At 43.3% G+C, this 24,446-nt stretch carries 12 protein-coding genes and 1 pseudogene; 7 read left to right on the forward strand and 6 right to left on the reverse strand.

What is annotated here, in order from left to right; genetic code table 11:
- The coding region (locus tag LJE72_RS17040) for a hypothetical protein (RefSeq protein WP_248286424.1) at positions 1–302 on the forward strand (302 nt) is incomplete at its 5' end.
- Positions 303–386: 84 nt separating this feature from the next.
- On the opposite strand, the gene LJE72_RS17045 is transcribed toward LJE72_RS17040, so the two are convergent.
- The 3 genes from LJE72_RS17045 to LJE72_RS17055 form a co-directional block, all read right to left on the reverse strand.
- Complete coding sequence (locus tag LJE72_RS17045; RefSeq protein ID WP_229249066.1) at positions 387–1,211, reverse strand: XrtA system polysaccharide deacetylase; 825 nt, start codon at positions 1,209–1,211, stop codon at positions 387–389.
- 339 nt (positions 1,212–1,550) lie between these two features.
- The gene (locus LJE72_RS17050) at positions 1,551–2,645 is read right to left on the reverse strand and encodes a GNAT family N-acetyltransferase (protein WP_229249067.1); all 1,095 of its coding nucleotides are present in this window, start codon (positions 2,643–2,645) and stop codon (positions 1,551–1,553) included.
- An 8-nt stretch (positions 2,646–2,653) separates the two neighbouring features.
- Positions 2,654–3,007 carry an EamA family transporter gene (locus LJE72_RS17055; protein WP_229249069.1) on the reverse strand — a complete coding sequence of 118 codons (354 nt, stop codon included), beginning with the start codon at positions 3,005–3,007 and terminating at the stop codon, positions 2,654–2,656.
- 380 nt (positions 3,008–3,387) lie between these two features.
- Between LJE72_RS17055 and LJE72_RS17060 the strand changes: the two genes are divergently transcribed.
- Positions 3,388–3,960 (forward strand): Uma2 family endonuclease, encoded by a 573-nt coding sequence (locus LJE72_RS17060; protein WP_229249070.1) that lies wholly within the window; start codon positions 3,388–3,390, stop codon positions 3,958–3,960.
- Positions 3,961–4,223: 263 nt separating this feature from the next.
- Here the strand turns inward: LJE72_RS17060 and LJE72_RS17065 are convergent, their stop codons facing one another.
- The 3 genes from LJE72_RS17065 to LJE72_RS17075 all read right to left on the reverse strand — a co-directional run bounded on the left by LJE72_RS17065 (position 4,224) and on the right by LJE72_RS17075 (position 13,911).
- Positions 4,224–7,538, reverse strand: a complete 3,315-nt coding sequence (locus LJE72_RS17065) for a cell wall-binding repeat-containing protein (RefSeq protein WP_229249071.1) — start codon at positions 7,536–7,538, stop codon at positions 4,224–4,226.
- Positions 7,539–7,887: 349 nt separating this feature from the next.
- Positions 7,888–11,166 (reverse strand): cell wall-binding repeat-containing protein, encoded by a 3,279-nt coding sequence (locus LJE72_RS17070; RefSeq protein ID WP_229249073.1) that lies wholly within the window; start codon positions 11,164–11,166, stop codon positions 7,888–7,890.
- 678 nt (positions 11,167–11,844) lie between these two features.
- The gene (locus tag LJE72_RS17075) at positions 11,845–13,911 is read right to left on the reverse strand and encodes a cell wall-binding repeat-containing protein (RefSeq protein WP_229249074.1); all 2,067 of its coding nucleotides are present in this window, start codon (positions 13,909–13,911) and stop codon (positions 11,845–11,847) included.
- 308 nt (positions 13,912–14,219) lie between these two features.
- On the opposite strand from LJE72_RS17075, the gene LJE72_RS17080 reads away from it, so the two are divergent.
- From LJE72_RS17080 to tnpC, 5 genes and pseudogenes are all read left to right on the forward strand, one after another.
- Positions 14,220–16,775 carry a S8 family serine peptidase gene (locus LJE72_RS17080; RefSeq protein WP_229249075.1) on the forward strand — a complete coding sequence of 852 codons (2,556 nt, stop codon included), beginning with the start codon at positions 14,220–14,222 and terminating at the stop codon, positions 16,773–16,775.
- Positions 16,776–16,872: 97 nt separating this feature from the next.
- Positions 16,873–18,462, forward strand: coding sequence for an N-acetylmuramoyl-L-alanine amidase (locus LJE72_RS17085; protein ID WP_229249076.1), 1,590 nt, complete (start codon positions 16,873–16,875; stop codon positions 18,460–18,462).
- Between the two features lie 596 nt (positions 18,463–19,058).
- Positions 19,059–22,943, forward strand: a complete 3,885-nt coding sequence (locus LJE72_RS17090) for a cell wall-binding repeat-containing protein (RefSeq protein WP_229249077.1) — start codon at positions 19,059–19,061, stop codon at positions 22,941–22,943.
- Between the two features lie 405 nt (positions 22,944–23,348).
- Entirely contained in the window at positions 23,349–23,696 is a 348-nt protein-coding gene (gene tnpA / locus LJE72_RS17095) for an IS66 family insertion sequence element accessory protein TnpA (RefSeq protein ID WP_229249078.1), read from the forward strand.
- A pseudogene (gene tnpC / locus LJE72_RS17100) lies at positions 23,663–24,446 on the forward strand (IS66 family transposase); the annotation flags it as partial. The gene tnpA and the pseudogene tnpC, both read left to right, overlap by 34 nt.

The raw sequence follows: 24,446 nt of genomic DNA on the forward strand, positions 1-24,446 counted from the left end.
AAGTAGATGGCCAGGGAAAACAAATCACTACGTTATCGGAAAAAGTAGATGGCCAGGGAAAACAGATAACTACGCTATCAGAAAAGGTAGATAACCAAGGAACCCAAATTAAAGAAAATACGCAGATATTAAAGGCTTTAGAGCATTTGGCAGAGATAAATAAAGCAGAACACGATAAGATGTCGTTTAATATAGGGGAGATAAGTGGAGATCTCAAATCCATTAGAAAAGACCTATTAAATGTTGAGTTAATTACAGCCAGTAATTGGAGTGACATCGCAAGGCTAAAGGCAGTAAAATAAGAAACGAGATTGTAGGAATAAAACCTGCCATCTCATTTTTTTTATTATAAATAAATTTTACTCCAGATTCATCTGTGGGGAGTGTCAAAGCCTATAATACTTTTCTATCGAGGTAAACTCGAACTTCTTTAAAACGCGTAACAGCTTTTGCTCGCATCCATTAATGCCGTAATAATGAATGAGGCTTTCTTTGCCGCTGAGGGTGAGGCGGGGTTGCTCTGGGTCGATTTCGCGGGGGTGAAGGTAGACAATCGCGGGTTGACCCTCTTTGTTGACGGTTTTGATGCACTGGGAGATCACAGGATAGGGAAGGGCTCGGAAGTAAAAGCCCCCAGCAAAGGGAATATTCTTGTTTAACAATCGTACCGTTGAGGAAGGGACTTCAAGCAGCTTGAGTATTTTCCCATTGTATTTTGGGTGATAGGGAAAGCGTGGGGCGGTGGGCAGGCCGTAGAGATAGGTTTCAATGGGGAAGACACTGGCATCATACACAAAGCCTAAGTCTTGGAGGATCTCCCAGGCCCAAAGCGATTGTGGAGTAATAGACCATGAAGGGGCTCGGTAGCCTTTGACACTTGTGCCGATAATATCTTCAACGAGTTGCTTAGCTTGGCTCACGTCCTCTTCAAATTCGCTGGGCGTTTGTTTGTAAATAAGTTGATGGGCATATCCATGGGAGGCAATTTCGTGTCCGGCAGCAGCAATATCCCGGATCAGTTGGGGATGTTTTTCGGCAACATAGCCTAGGACGAAGAAGGTGGCCTGGGCATTGTTTTCATCAAAGAGGGATAATAGACGTTCCGTGTTCTGGATAATGCGCACCTTATAAGATTTTTGGTTATCAAAAACGTCATCATGATAGTTGGCGTGAAACCATTCCTCTAGATCAATGGTTAAGATATTCTTCATTGCTTAACTCAACTTTCGTCTGCACAAGCAGTTAAATTACATAGATTAAACTTTGTTAGCCAAAACCAATACTCATCCTCATCCTATCCTATCATCATTTGGATTGCTTGTAATGAAAATCAGACTTTGGGCAATCCCGACAAGGGTGGGAGTCTTCTCTTCGGCTTGTCCAATAATCGACAGCGCTGTCGATTGTCGGACAAGCCCGGACGGGTCTGACGGTTTTTGAGGCCAAAGGCTGTTTTTGCATGCACATTATTAGTAGAACTACCCGCAAACCCGTACGAAATCTAGACTTTTGGATAAATCAGCAAACCCTAATCAGAAGCTAAATGGACATTAAATAACGTCGTAATCGCCCATAGTCAAAAACCATTGATTCAGTCGGAGAAAAGGATCGTAGTCCTTTTCTCCTTCTTTGTAATTCCCTTTTAAAGGTCCAAGCCTCCGGTAAATTACCGGAAAGGGCTGAGGTTCAAAGGATTTTGGGCAGGTAAAGAACCCACTCCCTTTGAGGATGCGGGATTCTTCGGTGTGAGGTATCATTAGGGAGCCGGCTAAATCCATGTTCTTATCGACAAAGAAGCGCAGAAGAGTATTCACGAGACAGTTTCCTGCGGCGGGATGATCTGAGTCAACCAGGAAGTCAACGATCATACCGGAAGACATGGCGGCTACTTCTGTGCATCGTCCTACAATATATCCCAGCAATTGAGTGCTGTTTTTCTGACGAACTCCGTAGACTTGATAGTCACGAAGGGGAATATCGAAATACCTCCAGCGGAGATAGTCAGCATCACGAATTCCCATGATGGGGTATTTGTCCTGTACCTTAGCCCAGAAAGCATTCATTTCAGAGAGATTTGAGGGAGTAAGCGGATAAACCTCATAGCGTTCATCTGAGTGGTCCTTCACCTTATAATAGAAGTGAAAAGGCAGGGAGAGAGAAGCAAGCAAAGAACCCAGCTTTTTTTTGACCAAAGCCTTTGTGTTTAAGGGGCGGAGCAAAAGGGGGATGCTTCCTAGGTCTGTAAACCCTAATTTTCTGATGAATCCCGGATAGGAATTGGGATTAGGGAATCCATAGCAAAAGAGGGACCCTTGCTCAGCGCAGTTCTGATAGACGGCCTTGGCTAATCCGGTAAAAATCCCTTGTCCTCCATAAATTTGACGGGTGAGGGTATTTAAGGAGAGGGTTCCGTTAATATGTTCATTAAACCCTTTAAAACGCATGGGGATTACAACATATTGTCCTGCCAGCTGATCGGTCTCAACATCTCGAGCTAATCGAATCATGGCCGGCCCGGCAGGGTTCGCTTCATACTGCCACTTCAGGAAGTCTGAGTCTGAAATCCAGGAATCTCCGTAGTATTCACGCGTCATTTCAATGGTTTCTGACAGATTCTCAGGCAGATATTTAATCGATGTCCACATTCTAATGCCTACTTTCGAGTGATAATAATTACGCCCAGGCAAATCACTAAAACCCCGATGACCTTTGAGGCCGTGAGCTGTTCTTTGAAAATCGTTGTACCTATTAGAAGGGCAAATATAAAGGCTGTACTTTGAATTGGGTAGACATAGCTTAACTCGCCTTTATTCAAAATATAAATCCAGAGGACGGAAGCAAACGCATACACTGCGAGGCCGGAAATTACATAAGGACTTAAGAAAATGCGCAGGAGTTGACCGAGGCTATGTATCTCTTTTCCGGATGCCCCTAGTTTCCAGAGAGTTTGCCCCGTTACCATGAGCATTGAATTAAAAATTGTCAGGAGAACTAACAAGATGTCCACCTCATATTCTCTAGATTAGCCATTCTAAAACATTATACAATTTGAGCATTTTTAAGCAAGTGTATTAAGGAAAGAAGATGGTTGGCGGCAAAATTATATCTTAAAGAACATCCAAAGTGGTATTGAGACACGAAAGTTCTAAACCGGAATATGGGTAATAAGGGAAAATCTTTAAAGTTTAATTAAAACATAAAAACAAATGGATCTTATATAGTTTAAAGGGTTATAACCCCTAAATATGGTTTCCAAGGAGAAATACTTTATTGGTGACCAAGGTTTGAAATATGCGGTGATGGGTTATAAAGATAGAGATATATTTAATCCATGACATGAAATCACTTGAAATATTTGGTATAATATAAAGGCGAGGAGGAAGATGTATGCCATTATCAAAAGAAGTTAGGAAGTACACGTATGCAGACTACTTAACATATCCAGATGATGAACGATGGGAAATCATTGATGGAGTACCTCATATGCAGTCGGCACCGTCTTGGGAACACCAGAGCATATCAAGGGAGTTACTCAGACAATTTTCCAATTATCTGCTGGGTAAACCATGTGAAGTATTTGCTTCACCCTTTGATGTACGACTATCAGATTCGCAAACAGACGATGAAGATGTTACTAATGTTTATCAACCAGATTTAGCAATAGTCTGCGATAAAAGTCAGTTAAAGGGAACGGGTTATTTGGGAATACCTGACTTGGTAATTGAAATACTATCTCCCTCTACAGCAAGAACTGACAGGCTCTTGAAATTTAATATGTATGAAAAATTTGGGGTTAAAGAGTATTGGATAGTAGAGCCTGACGTGAAGCTTGTGAGTGTATTTATATTGCAGGATCATAACCGATATGGAAGGCCTGAATTATATACTGAGACAGGTGATGTCAAGGTGTCGATTTTCCCGGACCTTGTCATTAAATTAAGCTTAGTTTTTGATTTTTAAGATGAATGAAAAGAGATATTCATTAAACGTTATCGATGATACTTTGGGTAAACACCAAATCTACAAAAATAATAGCACAGATATATAAACAGATATAGAATTAAAAGCCGTTCACTGTAACTTAAATGTTCAGTGAACGGCTTAACTGTTGTGACTCTGCGCTTAATCGTCCCCGTGTGTCTTTTTCTGGAAGGACACGGGGGGTACAGGAAAGAATAGGACAGGACAGGGAGACAGTGGACAGGAGACGGTTCCTCTGCCACTTAATAAGCAGGTTCTATTAAGAAGAACTTAACAAACCCTATAGATTTTTCGTCCGTAACAATAGTTACATTAGTCTTGCCGCGAAGATCAGAAAAGGATTTGATGGTGATATCATTGTTATCCTTACCGTCAAGTACTAGACCGTCTTCGGCAAGCCTGTAAGACACACCATTTGTGAAGGTGACCTTTTTGTTACCAACATCAACGCTCTCAACTGTCAAGCCAAGTGTTACACGGTTAGCGTACTCTGGAGTACTATCATTAGTGATATCTGCGTCCGCTGTAGCAAATCCTTTTACCAACGTGTTATTATCTTTGTCGATTTCAAGGATTACTACATCGCCTTTTGCAAGATCGCTCTCAGATTCAAATCCGGCAACCTTATCTACCGCAAAGGTCTTCACTTCACCGGCTGCGAATACGGTAACACTAACTACTTCTTTATCAGTGTTACGAAGAACCTTAGTTACCACAGCTTCTTCATAAATGACTTCTGAGCTGTCTGTAGCATCGTACCAAACAGCCACTACCTCATCATCAGCATTATAGATGAAGTTACCATTAAGGATTTCAGCACCATTGTAGTTGCCGAAAGTTGAGACTTTGATATCATCTGCATCAGTATCGACACTGTCGACGGTTGCATCAAACATAAGTGTATCTGCAGTTAGCTTATAACCACTGAGATACTTATCGCCAGCCTCAAGGCTGTTAGCAGCAGAAATCGTGCTGTAGCCGATTTCATTTACATTGCCACTAAAGAATTCTAATTCTTGGAGATCGCCCTCGTCATTCAAGTGTAACTTGACTAGGCTTCCGGCGTCAGCTTCTTTATTGAACATGATGCTTACTTCAGCATCAGTATCGTTATTGTTATCGGTATCGGTATTGTCTTCCAGGATAATACCGGTTGCCTCAGCATTTAATGATGCTGTCCAATCTTTTGAGGCACGGTTCTTGATGTGGTATTTGATACCATCCACAGTAATGGTATCAAGACTTTCCAGGTCGATATCGAAGGAGAGTGTTTCCCCGTCTTGTGTCAAAGCTGTAATCTCTACTCTATCCCTAGCTGTTGTGTAACCTAGGATATCCTCAGTCAGGACTGCAATTTTCTCATGACTGTCAAGGTTAGCTACGTTACCCCTAATAAAGATTAAATTTCCAGCATAGTCCGTATAAAGCGCTACTTCCCCAGCGGCTTGAAGGTCTTTGGCTGCATCAGAGTCTACATCAGTAATATCGCCGTTTTTATCGATGTAGACTGCTTGTTGCGTATAATCGAAGTCCGCTGCTACATCAGTGTCATAATCGAAATTGTAAACTTCTCCACTCACTTCAATGGAGTCTGAATATACTGTGTCGATCTCACCAGTCGCTACTTTGTTATTCAGAACTTCGGCATAGCCGTCATTATCATCTGCGGCAGCCTTAAAGAATAACAAATCTCCTTGCTTGAGATCAGCTAGAGCAATTACCGTTCCGTTTTTTATAATAGTCGCATCTGATGCGTCAAATGAACCAGCTGAGGCGGAACCGCCGACTCCAATAACTTCATCTCCGTCGAAAGAATCAACTACTAGGACATCTTTCAAAGTATAGGCACTAATAAACTCAATGTCCCCAGATTTATTAAAGCCTACTTTGGCAAAGTTGAAGCTTTGATTAAGTTGGTCAGCAATGGTTACTTTCTCACCATCTAAATAGAAAGCGAATTTTTGACTGGTATTCGTGTAGTTATCCTTAGAAACATCATACCTTTTGTTTTCGGAAAGAACTTTGATTTGATTTGCGTTAGTAACTTCAATTGCATCATTCTTGGCAGTTGAACTTGTAATTGTATAGTTAGTTAATTCATTATCGCCATTGTACCAAACTTGTACGAGTTCACCCAGTGCAGCTTGATAATCGAATTCAATGTTATCAGGTATTTTTAGAGTAAACTTGTCACCAAGTTTATCGTCATAAGCTATTATTTCTTTATCCCCTACATTGATATCCTGGACCCGGACTTTATTGGAATAGGCACGGTTGAAAGTAGTGTTTAAAATTGTCCCATTAGCATTTACGGTAAAAATATAATCCCGAGCATATTCAAGTACTCTCTCAGCATTATCCGCAGCATACAATTCAAGGGTTGCGGTTAGACTATTCGTAGACATTTGTACGCTTCTAACACCATAACGATCTAAGGTTTCAGCGTTTTTAACGACGATATCTGAAGCTTGAAGTCCAGTTACAGCTTTGCTGAAGTTGATTTCGATGAAACGATTACTGTCGTCAAGTGCACATATTGATTCGATGTACAACTCTCCGGGTGTACCGGGTGTATTTGAAACATTACCTGTTGCAACTCCAACACGGACACTTTCAGGAACAACTGCTGTGCCGCCGAGAGCAGTAACGACACCGGAAGGAGAGGATTTGGAATAGGTGAAAGCAGCAACAGCAGGAACAGTGTTTCCATCTGTGAGCACAATAGCAGATTTGGTTTGAGCCGCCAGTGGAGCACCTGCGAGAGCATCAATGGCAGTAGCGCCATTAGCGACAAAGACATTGCCAAATTGGAGGGCGGCGGCAAAGTCTTGGATAACTTGGCTATTGGTGTCATAAGCGGTCATTCCGGCGTGGCGAGTAGCATTTGGAAATCCAGCTTTTACTATATCAGTGATGATGCCGGTTCCGCCGATGATATCACTTGCTGTAACGCCGGAGTTAGCAGCTAAATAAGCGGCTACGCTGGCAGGAAGCGCATCTTTGTCAGTTAAGAGGATTGGTTGATTAGCGGCAGAAGCTATTGAAGCGATGGAAAGTGCGTCCGGTATGCTGTTAGCAACGGCAACCTTGGTAACTCCGGTCATTTTCTTAGCGATGTTGACGGAGGTTTCAGCACGGTCAAATCCACCAAGGGCAACAACCTCAATGCCCATAACTTTTAATTCATCGAGAGCTCCTTGTTTAATAACTGCCGTTCCGCTGGTTACATAAACGGTTTTAACCGCGAGTTGGCGGAGTTCAACTTTAGTAGCAGCATCTAGCGTGTTTCCGGCTCCGGTCAAAAGGATAGGGGCTTTCAAGGAAGCAGCAAGCGGTCCGGCGCTTAAAGCATCAACCATACCGTAGGAGGTTGAGGATGCAAGAATTGCTGTGCCGGTATAGCCTGTTTGATCAGCAATAGCAGCTGCAGTTTGTTCAGCAGTTACACCCGCTAAACGAATTGGAATTGTTCCGTCAGCGAATGCATTAAGAGGGATTGATGTGAGTGCCATTCCAACAATAGCTAAAGTTGCTAAGGCTTTTTTTGCTTTTCCCATGGTTGAATTTCTCCTCACAATTTCTAAAACTTAATTATATTTTAAGGTGCTATCTCGGCTTTTTTTAAAATGAAGCTTATTGGTTTCTTACCCACTTATTACTGGTATCAATGTTTAACATTGCACATTATTTTTGCGCAACATAAAGTGAATTAAAAGATAGATTTGGTCAAAAGGTCTGGAAGCTTTTGCGACTAGAGCATAAAGTCCTCAAGTAGCGACGGATTGTTGCTTCAGTAGAAGGGACTAATCACGAAAAGAGTCTCTCGCCTTTAATGAAAGACGAGAGACCCCTTTGTTAAATTGTGAGAATTACCTTTTGTATAAAGGTCAGACCCTAGAAGAAAACTTAGTTTTCAATAACAAAGAACTTAGCGAACGATCCAGTTTTTTCATCCAGAACAACAGTTACATTAGTCTTGCCGCGAAGATCAGATAACGACTTAATCGTGATATCATTGTTATCTTTACCATCAAGGACTAAACCGCCTTCTGCAAGCTTGTAAGAATCACCATTTGTAAATGTGACTGTTTTGTTGCCAACATCAACGCTATCAACAGTCAAGCTAGGTTTTACACGTGTAGCGTACTCATCAGTGCCATCATTAGTGATATCGGAACCAGCTGTAGCAAATCCTTTTACCACCGTATTGTTATCTTTATCAAGTTCAAGGATTACTACATCGCCTTTTGCAAGACTGGTACCGGCTTCAAATCCGGTTACTTTATCTGCTGTAAATGTTTGTAATTCGCCGCCTGCATAAACAGTAACGCTAACTACTTCTTGCTTTGTATTACGAAGAACTTTAGTAACCACAGCTTCTTCATAAGTGACATCTGAGCTATCTGTAGTATCGTACCAAACAGCCACTACTTCTTGATCAGCATTATAGATGAAGTTTCCGTTAATGATTTTAGAACCATTGTAGTCGCCGAAAGTATATACTGCGATATCCTCTGCATCAGTATTAACACTGTCGTCAGTTGCATTAAACAGAAGTGTGCCTGATGTCAACTTGTAGCCGCTAAGATACGTATCACCGGCCTCAAGGATGTTAGCACCAGTAATTGTGCCGTAGCCAATTGCATGTGAATTGCCACTAAAGAAGTCCAGTTCTTCAAGATTACCCTCGTCATCTAAGTGTAACTTAACCAGGCTTCCAGCGTCAGCCTCGTTATTGAACATGATATCTACGGAACCTGAACCACCATTTTCATCGAGGTTAATACCTGTATTACCAGCGATTAAAGATGCAGTCCAATCTTTTGAACCGCCGTTATCGATGTCGTGTTCGATACCATCGACAGTAATTGTATCAAGACTTTCAAGATCGATATCGAAGGAGAGCTCGTCCCCATCTTGTGTCAATGCTTCAATCTCTACTTTGTCCCTAGCGGTCGCGTAACCTAGGATATCCTCAGTTAGGACTGCGATTTTTTCATTACTGTCAACATTGACTACGTCTCCACTGATAAAGATTAGGTTTCCGGCATAGTCGGTATAAAGTGTTACTTCCCCAGCGGCTTGAAGATCTTTGGCTGCATCAGAGTCCACATCGGTTACATCGCCGTCTTCATCAATGTAGACTGCTTGTTGCGTATAATCAAAGTCAGCTACTACTTCAGCGTCATAATCGAAATCGTAAATTTCTCCGCCCACTTCAATTGAGTCTGAATATACTGTGTCGATCTCACCAGTCGCTGCTTCGTTATTCAGAACTTCTGCATAGCCATCCTTATCATCTGCATCATCGTTAAAGAATAACAAATCGCCTTGCTTGAGATCAGTTTTGGAAATTACGTTTCCATCTTTTATAATAGTTGCGTCTTTGGCGTCAAATGAACCAGCTGAAGCAGAACCTTCAACTCCAATAACTTCATTTCCCTCAATAGAATCAACGATCAAGACGTTTTTCAAAGTATATGCACTAACAAACTCAATGTCACCCGATTTGTCAAAGCCTACTTTGGCAAAGTTGAATTTCATATTAAGTTGGTCAGCAATGTCTACTTTTTCACCATCTAAATAGAAAGTGAATTTCTCATTACTAGTATTGGCGTAGTCTTCCTCAGAAACATCATACTTTTTGTTTTCCGAAAGAAGTTTGATTTGATTTACTTTGGTAACTTCAATTGCATCATTCTTAGCAGTTGAACTTGCAATCGAATAGTTAGTTAATTCATTATCGCCATTATACCAAACTTGTACGAGTTCACCCAGTGCAGCTTGATAGGCAAAATTAATGTTAGCAGGTATTTCCAGTGTAAGCTTGTCACCGGTTTTGTCGTCATATACAACTATTTGCTCATCGCCGACATTGATATCCTGTACGCGAACTTTCTTGGAATATGCACGGTTGAAAGTAGTTTTTAGGATTGTACCATTAGCTTTTACAGTAACATTATAATCTTGAAGATATTCAAGGACTACTGAAGCATCATCAGCTGCATACAATTCAACGGTTGCAGTTAGCCCATTAGTAGACATTTGTACGTTTTTAATACCATAACGATCTAACGTGTCGGCGTTTTCAACGACGATGTCTGAAGTTTGAAGACCAGTTACAGCTTTGTTGAAATTAATTTCTATAAAACGGTTACTATCGTCAAGGGCAGTTACCGATACAATGGCCAACTCTCCGGGTACACTTGTAACATCACCTGCAGCAACTCCAACACGTACACTTTCAGGAACAACAGCTGTACCACCGAGAGCAGTAACGATACTGCCAGCAGAGGATTTACTGAAGGTGAAGGCAGCAGCTGCCGGAACAGTGTTTCCATCTGTAAGGACGATAGCGGATTTGGTTTGAGCTGCAAGTGGTGCACCGGCAAGAGCATCAATAGCAGTTTCGCCGTTAGCGACATAGACATTGTCAAATTGGAGGGCTGCAGCAAAGTCCTGGATAACTTGGTTATTGGTGTCATAAGCGGTCATTCCGAAGTGACGAGTTGCACCTGGAAGTCCGGCTACTACAGCATCACTGATAATGCCTGTTCCACCGATAACATCACTAGCTGTGATGCCCGCACTTGCTAAGTAGTCAGCTACGCTAGCAGGAAGTGCATCTTTGTCGGTTAAGAGGATTGGTTGATTAGCGGCAGAAGCTATCGATGCAATGGAGAGTGCATCAGGTATGCCGTTTGCAACTGCAACCTTGGTAACGCCTGTCATTTTCTTAGCGATGTTGACAGATGTTTCAGCACGGTCAAATCCGCCAAGGGCAATAACTTCAATCCCCATAGCTTTTAACTCATCAATAACACCTTGTTTAATAACAGCAGTTCCGCTAGTTACATAAACAGTTTTAACTTCGAGTTTAGTAAGTTCAGCTTTAGTAGCCGCATCGAGTGTAGTGCCGGCTCCGGTTAATAGGATAGGAGCTTTTAAAGAAGCAGCGAGTGGGCCAGCGGTTAATGCATCAACCATACCATAGGAAGTTGAGGATGCAAGAATTGCAGCACCTGTGTAGCCAGTTTGTTCAGCGATTTGAACTGCGGTTTGTTCAGCAGTTACACCCGCGAGACGAGTTGGAACTGTAGAAGCAGCGAAAACGTTAAAAGGAATCATGCTTAGTGTCATACCTGCAATAGCTATAGAAGCTAAGGCTTTTTTTGTCTTTTTCATCTAGTAAATTTCTCCTCTCAATTTAGAAACAAATTTTTAATTGACTATACACTATCTCAGTTCTTTCTAGAGACGCTTATTATCCGTCCCTCACCCCCTAATAATTAATAGTCAAATGTTTAGACATTGCGCATTATCTAAAAATATTCCACTGGATTTTATGGAAGCGTCCCTCCCTGAAAAGTATTTTCAGCCCAGTGGGTACATTTTAGAGCAGCATAAGAGCGAAAAAATAAAGAATCGAATTTGCTGTTAATGTTTTTCGCCTGCAAATAGAGATTAACATATTAAACAAAAAAATACATTTCAAACATTTTGGATATATTGCCATTTATTACTTGTAATTACTATTCTGTTAGTCTTCTTGAATCAAGACAAAATAACCATTGTATATATGAAGTGAAAATCCTTAGATTATAGAATAAAGGTGTAATTATGAGTATTTAATGAAAACCATATTAAGATTTCTTCATAAAAATTATTCCTAAAGTTAAAGATTGGTCAGTATTTAAGTGGAAATCAGTCGATAATGTTGATGCTTCGCTCTCCGTATATAATGTAAAAAGCCGTTCACTGTACTAAGTCAGTAAACGGCTTAACTATTTTACTCATATCAAAGAGGAAAGCAGAGAAGCGGAGAAGGGCCAAAGCTTCCCCGCTTTACAGGCATTCCCTGCATCAGCGCAGATGTTGTTTCAAGACTGGAAAGATTGTACCAGCACTTTGCGGGTTGATTGTCCAGTAAAGGGACCATGCTCCAACTCCGCCCAGTCCGTATTGACTAAGCAACTCCATTTTGGCATTCCAACTTTGGGAATCGTCATAGTAAACCGTGTGTGAAGCTCCGGCAGCATCTGTGTAACTAAAATACGGGATCTGTGAGGCATCTTTTTGGACCGTGCTCTTATACTGTGCTATCAGTTCTGTCACTCCGCTCAAGTCTTTATCAGCAGTTGCTCCATAAAGGGTGTGCAGCCCACGGGAGACACGGCTGTAGGGAGCGGAGGTGTTGCCAGTAGCGGTCCAGTCTACTCCATAGTAGGGAATCCCAAGGAGAACTTTACGCATGTCGACTCCTTGATCTTGGGTATATTTCATAACCTTGCTGCTCCAATCCAGCGGGGCGATGGGCCCGGGGGCCCCGTGACTGTAGTCATAGGTCATAATGTGCAAATAATCGACATATTGTGCAAGAGCCGGGTAGTTAAACTCTTCGAGCCAGACTTCAGCACCTGTGCGGGGCATGACGGCTTGAATCACTAACTTGTTTAAGGGGTGAAGCTGGGCGTAAAGCTCTTTCATGAACTGAGTTAGATTAGGGCCGGTCTCATTACTCATAAATTCGAAATCAATGACGATCCCGTCAGCATTGACACTATTCATTCGATCCATAATTTGGCCGATCAGTTTAGCCCGGGCAGTTTCTGAAGCCATGACGGTGTCAACTGTCTTAGGAGTGTTCCAGGATGACTGAATAACAGGAAGTACTTTCAAATTACGTGCTTGAACGAAGGAAGTAAACTGTTTGTAATCATTAGGGGTTGCATCCCACCCGCCAACGACATTTCCATCGGCGGTATCATCCAGGTAATACCAGCTTGGAGCAATGATATCGGCATAATCTGTGGCAGGGGAAGGAATTGATTTGACCTGATTGAGCATTCCGTTCGTGCCGCCATAACCGCCTTGAGTATATTGAAGGGAAACCCGCGATTGGACAGCACCGGTACGAATCATGCTCTCCATATTGTAACTGATAACACCCCACCCCCCGAAAATCGTAAAGGCTGAGCCGGAAGCCCGTCTTTGATTAAGATAACCGGTTGTCGAGTCCCCTAACTGGGTACTGGGAATTAATAAAATCGGCGTATTGCTCTTCCCGGCCAGTGCTGCCCCGGCTAAGGCATCCGGGAAATTTTGCCCTGTTGCAACATAGACTTTGGAAGTGTCGAAGGATAACTCATTTAAGACTGCGGTGTTTGTTTCGTACTGATCATACCCGGCGTAACGGGCAGTAACTTTGACAGATTGAGGGAGCTTGCTCAGCTGTTCCTCGATGCTTTCTTTAATGACAGCCGTACCGCCGACTAACGTCACCTCGGAAACCCCCAGTTCAGCTAGGACCTTAGCTGTCTCCGCCGGCAATGAATCTGAACGCGTGAGCAGGACAGGAATTCCTTGAGCAGCAGCATAAGAAGAGATACTTAAAGCATCTGGGAAAAGCTCCCCATTCACCAGAAAGGCCTGACTGGAACTGGGAGTTGCCACACGGGCAATCTCCGCAGCCGTTCCGTACTGATCCCACCCTGAAAGACGCCTGGGCTGAATTCCCAACTCTTTAAGAGACTCTTCAATTCCGGCACTCAAAGCGACCGTTCCCCCAAGAAGATAAACTTCTTTTGTACCGAGGCGTTTGAGTTCTTCGGCTACTACGGGACTTAAACGATTCGACTCGGTCAGCAGCAAGGGCCCATTGACCTTATGAGCGAGGACGGTTCCGGTCAAAGCATCCGGAAAATTTCCTCCGGTTGCCAGGACGGCGACATTGGCATAATCCCAACCTTCCTTAGATATCTCGACAGCCGTGTCATACAGTGTATTCCCGTAGATGCGATCAGTGACGGATTCCGTCGGGGCAGCTTGAACCTGAAATGGGAGAACAGGTGCAAGACTTAGCAGAACCATTAAACTAAAGAAAATACTTAAGAATTTTTTGTAGATAAGCTTTTTTGTGATAAAGTTCATTAATAACCTAACCTCTTTCTTTATTGATTGCTGATGTGCGGAAGCATCTTTAGAGATTGAAGTGGTAGCGCTCTAAATTTGAATGAAAAGAAGTCACTAAAAGACTCTAAAGCCTTATTATTCTTTTAATAATGGCAAATTCCTTCCAGTAAGAGAGATTTTGCATCGTCCAAATTATAACAGTAACGGAAATCAAGTTAAGGAAAGGAATGCTGAATAATTTGTCGAATAAATCTATAGCGATCTAACTTTAGAAGTATTTCCGGTAATGTACAGACATTTTTTTGGCAAAGAAAGGCGTGGAAGAGATGCCCAAGAGCTGGTTCTATCGAACTAAATCTACGCTGCTGTCTTTAGGGATTGCAGGAGTAATGCTTCTGAACGCAGGGGTTTCTCCGATCCCTGCGTTAGCTGAGACCCCTGACAACTATCAAAGAGAAATAAGTCAAATAGATCTGAACCAAGTCGTCCTCTCTTTAACCCCAGGGACAAACCTCGATCTGATAGCCAAAAGTTTTGATGCCAAGATTGTACGCTATGGCCCCTTAAACTTTGCTACCTTAGAGTTTCAGGAGAATGTCAATATACAAGAAATCATAGAGGTATTACAGAGTACTCCGGGAGTCACAGGCGCTGAAGAAAACTATTCACGGACAATCCAAAGCATACCGGAAACAACATCCCCCCCCAATGACCCGCTTTTTTTGAAACAATGGTCACTGATCACCAGGGAGGTACCGGGAGCCTGGGAGATGGGAGCAACCGGACAGGGAGTGACCATAGCTATCATCGATACAGGTATTGCTCTGGAGCATCCGGATTTGATGGCTAATTTAGTCCCGGGATACAATTCAATTACGGGCAGCGAAGCAGGTGGAGCCAATCGGGATAATAATGGTCATGGCACTCAAGTAGCAGGAATTGCCGCCGCTGAACGCAATGATGAGGGGATTGTCGGAGTTGCCTATCAAGCCAAGATTATGCCTATCAAGGCCATTGGCGCTACAGGAGTAGGGTATGACGATGCCATAGCCGACGGAATTATCTGGGCTGCAGATCACGGAGCAAAGATTATTAATCTAAGCCTGGGCTCAGAAAATGGGTCCGTCTCCTCGGATATTTTAAAACAGGCTGTGACTTATGCCCATAATAAAGGGTGTTTGTTAATCGCGGCTAGCGGAAACTATGACCCGGAATCTCAAAGAAACCCGGGAGTGAGCTACCCCGCCTCTGACCCTCGTGTCCTAGCCATCACCGCCACGGATAAAGCGGGTAAGGTGACAAGCTACTCAGCGACAGGTTCAGAAGTGGATCTAGCTGCACCGGGAGATTTCATCCCGACTGATGGATGGAATCGAGGGGAGGGATCCGGTTACACCTACGCCAGCGGGACGTCTGTCGCCACTCCCTTTGTCTCAGGGGAAGCGGCTTTGATCTGGAGCCAACACCCCGAATGGTCCAGAGATCAAGTAGTTCAGGCTCTTGAGCAGGGAACAGAAGATTTAGGCACTCCGGGGCGAGATAGTCGGTATGGGTATGGACTGGTGGATGTGGGGCTTGCCTTAAATCTTACGAATCAAACCCTCGATCCACGGACTTCTCCGGCGGTCATTAATCCCTTAGGGGGAATTATCGAAGCGGCTGAAGGCTCAACCCAAGTCGATTTAACCATTCCATCCCAAGCCTTTGACCAAACGGTGAACGTAACCCTAAATGCGGTGTTCCCTCCTGCTGACTTGCCAAATGGCGCGGCCTTTTTGACCCCAGCCTTCCAAGTTAACTGGGGAGGTACCCCACCTCAGAAGATGCTCTCTCTGAAATGGAGAGATCCCAACCTAAAGGGAGACTTCGGAGGAAATCTATATCGATGGAACGGCTTGCACTGGATCTCTTTAGGCGGGGAAATCAGCAATGGGGAAGCTGGATTCGGCCTCTACATGCCGGGGGTCTATGCCTTCGGAACAGTTCAGGATAGCGGACAGCAGAGCCGGCGCTTCGCAGGAGCGACGGCGGAAGGAACGGCAGTGCAGATTTCCAAGGAGACCTTTACAACCGGCGCAGATACAGTCATCATAGCCCAAGTCAATCAATTCCCGGATGCTTTGGCCGGAGCACCACTAGCCTATAAACTGCAAGCCCCAATCCTCCTCTCCTCAAGCTCGGGACTTTCAGAAGAGGTTCGAGGGGAGATACAGCGACTGGCTCCGAAGACAGTGTATCTTTTGGGGGGCACAGCAGCTTTGTCGGATCAAATCGCAAAAGAACTTCAAAAAACCTACGAAGTAAAACGTCTCTTCGGTTATACCGCAGAAGGAACCGCTCGAGCGATTGCCTTAGAATTGGGTACCCAGGGCAGGGCTGTCATAGCCAGTGTACGTTATTTTCAAGACGCGCTGGTCATCTCATCATGGGCAGCCAGGCAGGGGATACCGATCCTACTGACACAGCCTCAGACTTTATCTGCGGAGACTGAAATCGCTTTACAGGAGCTGAGAGTTACCGAATCACTGGTGATTGGAGGAACGGCGGTGGTCGGGTCTGCAGTTATGGACCAACTGCCTCTACCCAGCCGAATCAGCGGAATGACAGCCTATGATACCGCAGCCGCTGTCTTACAAGCCTATCCGCCGACAACCTCCAGACTGGAAATAGCTACCGGTGAAAACTACCCGGATGCCTTAACAGGAGCAGTAAGGGCAGCCTTCTATGGATCGAGAGTCGTCTTAGTTCCCACACAGATGGACATTCCGCCAAGTCTTTCTTTCCTATTAAAGTCTTGGCAGGGATATCAGACAGAGGCATTGGGAGGAGTCTTCGCCTTGCCGGAAAATGTAGTTCAAACGGTGCAAACCTGGGTTCAGTAATTTAATCTCGAATTAGGACGAAAGTTTGGCAGGAACAGAGGGTGTTTTGTTGAAATTAGTCAATAGGTTTTAGATTCTACTAACGAGGAGTGGTGAAGTGGCAAAGTTGAAATGGAGATTTTTGGGGATGTTGGTACTAGGCTTGGGATTTCTGGCAGGGTTTCAGAATCCGGTCTACGCCACTCCATTAGCCTTAGAAACGTCGAGAATTTATGGGGTGCGTCAGATAGACACAGCCATTACCGTCTCTAAATATGGGTGGGAAGAGGCAGAGACTGTCTTACTGGCCAATTGCGATAATTTCCCCGATGCTTTAGTAGCGGCACCACTTTCTCATCAGCTGGATGCACCTATTCTGTTAACCCCATCCGGGGGAGTCGATGCAAAGGTTATGGAAGAAATTAAACGTCTGGGTGCGGAGAAAGTGATTCTATTAGGAGGAACCGTAGCCTTAAGCGAAAAGGTTGAGCAAGATATCATCGAGGCAGGTTTAGACCAACCCGAACGAATTTATGGGTATGATCAATATGAAACAGCTCAGAAAGTTGCCGAACGAGTTGGGTCTAAGGGAGAAGTTATCTTGGCAAGCGGAGAACAGTTTCCCGATGCGCTCTCAATATCAGCCTATGCGGGTGTGAAGGAGATTCCGATTCTACTGACAAAATCAAAGCAAATGCCTGGTTCCACTCAGCAAGCACTCAACAGCCTTCAGGATGAAGGGGATTTGCATACGATTGTCGTTGGCGGGGAAGCCGTAGTATCTTCTGCCACATTGAGCGGTTTAAAAAATGTCGAACGGATTTTCGGGAATGACAGATATGAAACTGCGGCAGAAATCTATGAGTTTGCCAGGGATACATTGTCTTCTCAAACTGCGTACTTGGTAACCGGCGAAAACTTTCCGGATGCTCTCGCCGCAGGGGGACTGGCTGCCAAACAGCGTGCAGGCATTGTCATGACCCAAACGACTAGTTTACCGGGACCCACCTATTCGGTTTTGTCCAGACCTGCAGAAAGCCCCCTCCAAGTCATAATCATAGGAGGAACAGCTGTAATCACAAATAAAGTCAAGGGTATGCTAGAGGGTACCGAACAACCTTCCTACCTCTTGGCCGGCCTGACGATTGTTGTTGACCCAGGGCATGGCGGACCTGATCCGGGTGCTGCCGGAGCGTCAGGATCGTATGAGAAAAACAACACTTTGCCAGTTGGGCTTAATCTCGCAGCAGTGCTGCGTTCAGCGGGTGCACACGTTGTCTTAACAAGAAGCACGGACATTTCGCCGGCTGAGGGAGCTTATTCAGAACGGGCAGACCTTGAGGCGAGAACTAAAATCGCCAACGATCTGAATGCAGATTTATTTGTTAGCCTGCATAACGATTCGTTTAGCAACCCTGCTGCCTCGGGGACGACGACCTATTACAGTTCACTAAATCCAGTGGCCGATCAATCCATGTCCCTGGCAGAGAACATTCAGGGTGAACTGGTCAAATCAATTGGCTTGACCAACCGTGGAGTTAAGAACTCACCTTTTTATGTAGTTAAGAACACAAAAATGCCTGCAGTCTTAATAGAACTCGGTTTTTTATCTAATCCAAGCGAAGAAAATCTTCTAAGCTCACCAGAGTTTCAAAAAACGGCTGCGCAAGGAATATATCGAGGAATTCTAAGCTTCAGAGGATATTAGGAATAACGCTTTAGTATGCCCTAAAATATGGGATTGATTCTTAAGGCAAAGCATGTTAAATTTGTTTAGTACTAAGAAGGTCAAACAAATAATTTGTAGAAACTCCACAAAAAGTCCACATTTAGAGTCGAATTATATGCTATACTCTATTTATTCCATTAAAAGCAAGTATATTTTTTGACTAATGGTGGAAAACTAGTTGGTTTTAGTGTAAACTAAGACGAGTAACATTGGAAACTGAAATTTGTCCGAGGGGATATAAGGCATAGCGCCAACTCTCTACAAAAAAAATCGGACAGCAAGCAGGAATATTGGCTATGATGAAGAATATATATAGCTAATATAGACCTTTTTGTGGTTTCTTCATTTCCCATGCGTTCTAAATGGTACGCCACAGGAGGGATGAACACCGTCATCCTTTGGGGGGACGCTCCCGCTTATTCTGTGGAATGCTTTTAGATATTGCGCAATGTCTAAAGATTGTGCTACACATTTTAAGGGGGTGAGGGGCGACTAAAAGACGTCCTGGTAAAAAAGAGATGGTTTATTTCCCAAAAAAAGAAAGAGATCCAATTACGAGAGGAGAAATTCACTACATGAAGAAAACTAAAAAAGCCTTAGCTTCCTTAGCTATCGCAGGTATGTCGTTAAGCATGATTCCTTTTAACGTTTTCGCTGCTTCAACAGTTCCAACTCGTATCGCGGGTGTAACTGCTGAACAAACCGCTGTACAAATCGCTGAACAAACCGGCTACACAGGTGCAGCAATCCTTGCATCCTCAACTTCCTATGGTATGGTTGATGCATTGACCGCTGGCCCACTCGCAGCTTCCTTGAAAGCTCCTATCCTATTAACCGGAGCCGGCACTACACTCGATGCGGCTACTAAAGCTGAACTTACTAAACTCGAAGTTAAAACTGTTTATGTAACTAGCGGAACTGCTGTTATTAAACAAGGTGTTATTGATGAGTTAAAAGCTATGGGTATTGAAGTTGTTAATCTTGGTGGATATGACCGTGCTGAAACATCCGTCAATATCGCTAAGAAAATGACAGGCGTAACCAAAGTTGCAGTCGCCAACACTGTTGTAGACGCACTCTCCATTGCTGCAGTAGCTTCTGCTGCTAACCAACCAATCCTCTTAACTGACAGAGATGCTCTTCCTGCCAGTGTAGCTACCTACTTAGCAAGTGCTGGTGTCGCAGCCAGTGATGTTATTGGTGGAACAGGCGTCATCAGTGATGCAGTAAAAGCTGGACTTCCAAGCGCAACTCGTCACGCTGGTATGACTGCTTATGACACCAACAACCAAGTTATCCAAGACTTTGCTGCTGCTCTTGCATTTGACAATGTCTATGTTGCTAACGGCGTAACCGGTATTGATGCTCTCGCAGGTGCTCCACTTGCAGCTCAAACCAAATCACCTATCGTACTCACAGACGGAAAAACAGTTCCTGCTGTTGCAGCCTTCACATTCAGTAAAGCATCTGCTAATACTGTAGTAACTGCTCTTGGTGGCGAGTTTGTTGTTCCTGAAGCAGTACGTGATGGCGTTGCTAAAGGTCAAGTTACACCTGACTCGAATGTGTTGCAAATTGTCTCGGTAAGTGCACTTGACGCCTCAAATAAGTACCTGGAAATTGTCTTCAGCAAACCTGTATCTGGACTTCGAACCTCAGATATTACAGTTAAAAACGCTGATACCTTAGCTCGTTTTGGTGTTAAATCAGTGCAAATGTCTTCTAACAATTTAACAGCAACTGTTGAATTGTACGCAGCAGATGATGCTGATATAGTACTTGAATATCTTCAAGATTATGTTGTTACAGTAAATGCTAATGGAACAATTCTGACAGCTACTTTCAATCGTCCATATTCCCTTAAAGTTCGCGTGCAGGATATCAACGTAGGCGATAAAGAGATAGTTGTTAAGGCTGATACTAAAAAGGGTGAAGAGGTAACTCTTGAAGTGCCTGAGAGCCTTAAGTTTGATTATCAAGGTGCACTGGGTGAACTTGTACAGGTTTGGTACAACGGTGATAACGAATTAGTAAGTTACAAAATTTTAAGTACAACAGCAAAATATGATGCTATTGAAGTGACTGATGAAGATGAAATCAAACTTCTTGGAGAAGACAAGAAGTATGATATCTCTGACGCAGAACACACGGAAACTAACAAAGCGAAATTCACTTTCTATGTAGATGGTGAAGAAGTAGACATTGACGACATGGATGACTATGTTGATAAGAAGTACAACTTTGCTAAAGTAGGCTTTGACACTTCAGGGGACATCGAATTCGTTAGTGCTTATGCTTTAAAAGATTTCTTAATTGTTGAGTCTGTCGATGATGACGAAGTTATTGGTGTAGATGGTGCTTCAAGCGGTTCGTTTGATGCTGAAGATGCTACTATCGTAAAAGATGGAAAAGTAATTGATCTTGCAGATCTCGAGGAAGGCGATTTGTTATTCTTCAGCGAAGACGCAGATGATGAAGACGGTTATGCTGAAGTTCTGAATAACAAAATGGCATCTGGCGAGATTGAGGAAGTCTATTCTGACTCAATTGAAGTAGACGGTGAGATTTATGCATTTGATTACGGTGATGATGCAGAGGAATTCGATTATTCTTATCAAGCAATCTACATTGATGAAGACGGTGACGTTGCTGATGTTGACGATGATGCAGCAGAGGAACTTCAAGCTGCTGGTGACGTGACACTTTACGGCGACTATGCTGGTAACCTGATCTATATCGCTGGAGACACTGGTTTTGTTGAAAGCAATAATAAGATTGCAGTTTTAACTGAGGATATCGTGGGTTATCATACATCTAAAGACAAAATAGAGATTGAAGTGTTAACTCAAGACGAGGAGGAGCTCTCCTTTGATATTAATTTAGACAGTCTTGATACAATCACTCTAGATGGCGAAGAAAAAGATATCGATAACGACAGTCCTAGTAAATGGTCGGCAGACCTAGTACTAGTAGGTGAGGATGACTATGACGGTGAAGAGGGTATTATCCTAACAAATAATGCCGACACCGATGACACTCTATTTATCTCTTTTGAAGACCACGCTGACGCCGGAAGTTTAGTCAAGCTACACCTGGATGATAATGGTAATATCGAAGAGCTAGAATTCTTTAGCAATACTGAAGTGGCAGGAGATAGTGATGCTGCAGGTCTTGAAGATGGTGATAAGTATCTTGACGGTCATAAGATGACTTCATCTACACTTATGTTTGATGCAACTGACGGCGGTGTTAATGCAGATGCAGATGATATTGAAGTAGTGACCTTTGGAGACTTTGAAACCGCAGAAATCGAAGAAGGATATTTTGTTCTTAATGAGGATAATGAAGTAGAAGCTGTTTGGTACAGTAAAACAGACAATTCAGCGGTAACTTATGATGAAGCTGTAGTTACTAAAATACTTCGTAATACAGATAAAGAAGTACGCAGTATTACTGTATATGCTGGTGGAGAAGAGAAAACCTATGCAGTAGATGATGTTGATGGATTTGAAAACAGTAGTGATCTTGACAAGGGCGATACAGTTATGCTAGTTTTTGACGAAGATAATGATGATTTGGTAGTAGGCTTCGTCACTGCAACTAAAACCACTGAGGAACCTGATGACGACTTTACTCAGTTCACTGCTCGTGTAACTTCAGGACTGACTGTTAGTAGTGTTGATGTTGGAAACAAATCAGTTAAATTCCAAGGTAAGTCTGAAACATTCAAACTGGCTGACAATGGTCTGGTACTTGATGTAACAGATACCAGTGACATCAGTAAAGAGACATTATCAGATCTTCGTGGCGAGAACAATGTAACTATTGTTAGGGACACTAAAAATGCTAACTATGTTAAGTTCTTCCTTATCGGAGATCCTGTAGATGCAGAAGCAGTAGCTTTAGAAGCAGCAATAGAATCAGCAGAAGATGCACAAGTAGCTTATATAGCAGCAGGTGGTGCAGTAGGTGACATAGTTTACACAGATGTAACAGCTGCAATAACAGGTGAAGTGACGGCTACTATATTATCAAAAACTGCACTTCTTAATGCTGCAACTGCAGCTCTGACAGATGCATCGGATGCTCTTGCGGATGCAATAGAAGCAGCTGGAGATGCACAAGCAGCTTATATAGCAGCAGGTGGTTCAGTAGGTGACGCAGTTTACACAGATGTAACAGATGCGATAACAGCTGAAATAACAGCTGACATTGAGGATGCTACTGAAGTTCTTGAAGCAGCAACTGCAGATCTTGAAGAAGCAGCTGCAGTAATAGTTGTAAATGCTTCAACTAACAAATTTGATATGAAAACAGCTGTAAATAATAATCGCAATGCTTTAGGGATTAGCACTGCAATTACGCTTGAAGCTGCTGATTATTTATACACAATGATAGGTGGCGGATATGCAGACGCAGAAGCAATCAGAGATGCCCTTGCTGATTATGCAGCTCTGTAATTTAACACATGCTGGTGAGAAGTAGCTTAATAGCTACTTCTCACAGGATAAGTCCCACACAATAGGGAGTAATTCTGACAACTAAGCAAAAGGGCCTTCCGTCTTTAAATAGCAAAGTGGACCCTATGTAAAGGACAATTTAAAAAAGAGGCTAAATATGAATACTCTCATATCATAAATGTGATGTGAGGGTATTCTTCTAAATGTAAGCGGGGGATAAATAGCCGCACGAAAAAACCTTCAGTCTTTTGGTATCCTGTTAACAACAGTGAATATTAGAAGCCAGGAGGTTTTGTTATGGTTGTAAGCGATTAATGAACTGTAAGCGATGGAACAAACACCGTCGTGTCACCCAACCTCCCATTTGATACACTTAGAGAAAGTGATCAGATGGGAGGTTATTAATTGAAAACTACCACTCAAAACCTGATGCTCTGGGAGCAGCGGATAAAAGAACGGGTACAAAATAGAATGACAATTGGGGAATGGTGTAAGAAGAATGGTGTGAGCAAGTATCAGTATAATTATTGGAAGCGGCGGGTGAGTAAAAAGCAAAAAACAGACGAAGAAATCACGTTTGCCGACATCTCCTCCATCGTTTCAAATAATGATGCAAATAGACAGCATTCCGCATCAGCCTCTGAATTCCAAATCTTCTTCAAAAGCATGCAGGTAACTGTCCCCAGTGATTTCAAACCAACTGCGCTAGCTGGACTGATGAAGCTGAATGTGGGATCTGTGGCAGTGAACTGAAAGTTATTGGAAAGAAAAAAGTACGATCTGAAATGGAGTATATCCCCGCAAAACTTGTCATGAAAGACTATGTCCAATATGTCTATAAATGTGTAGAATGCGGGAAGAGCCTGGATAATCCCTATGATGCAATATACAGCGCACCCGTACCGGCACCGGTACTTAAGCACTCCTTCGCCTCATCTTCCATTGTAGCCTGGATCATGTATCAAAAATATATGCTTTCGGTACCTCTATACCGGCAGGAACGAGATTTTTTGAGGATGGGAGCAGCTCTAAAAAGAGATACCATGGCTAACTGGGTCATACGCTTCGCAGAATATTGGCTGAAACCGCTGTATGACCGGATGCATTGTCAGTTGTTGAAATGCGGCATCATCATGAGTGATGAGACTACTTGGCAGGTCAACCATGAGCTCGGAAAGAAAGCTTCAAGTAAATCATATATCTGGATCCATCGCAGCGGAAGCTGTGAAGGGCCGCCCGTCATACTTTATGAATACACCCGAACTCGGTCGGGTGACCACGCCAAGAAATTTCTCGAAGGATTCCGCGGATTTCATGTAAGTGATGCTTACGCTGGCTATGAAAAAGTAGAAGGGATTACCCGATGCCTTTGTTACAGCCACTTGAGGCGATATTATCTTGAAGCAATTCCGTTGGATTCCGGGAAAAAAGAGATTTCCGGTTCCGGAGGGGCTGTCGGACGAGCCTACTGTGATAAGCTTTTCCGCTTGGAACGAAAATGGA

It is taken from the genome of Desulfosporosinus shakirovi, assembly GCF_020595055.1.
GTDB classification, from domain to species: Bacteria; Bacillota; Desulfitobacteriia; order Desulfitobacteriales; family Desulfitobacteriaceae; genus Desulfosporosinus; species Desulfosporosinus shakirovi.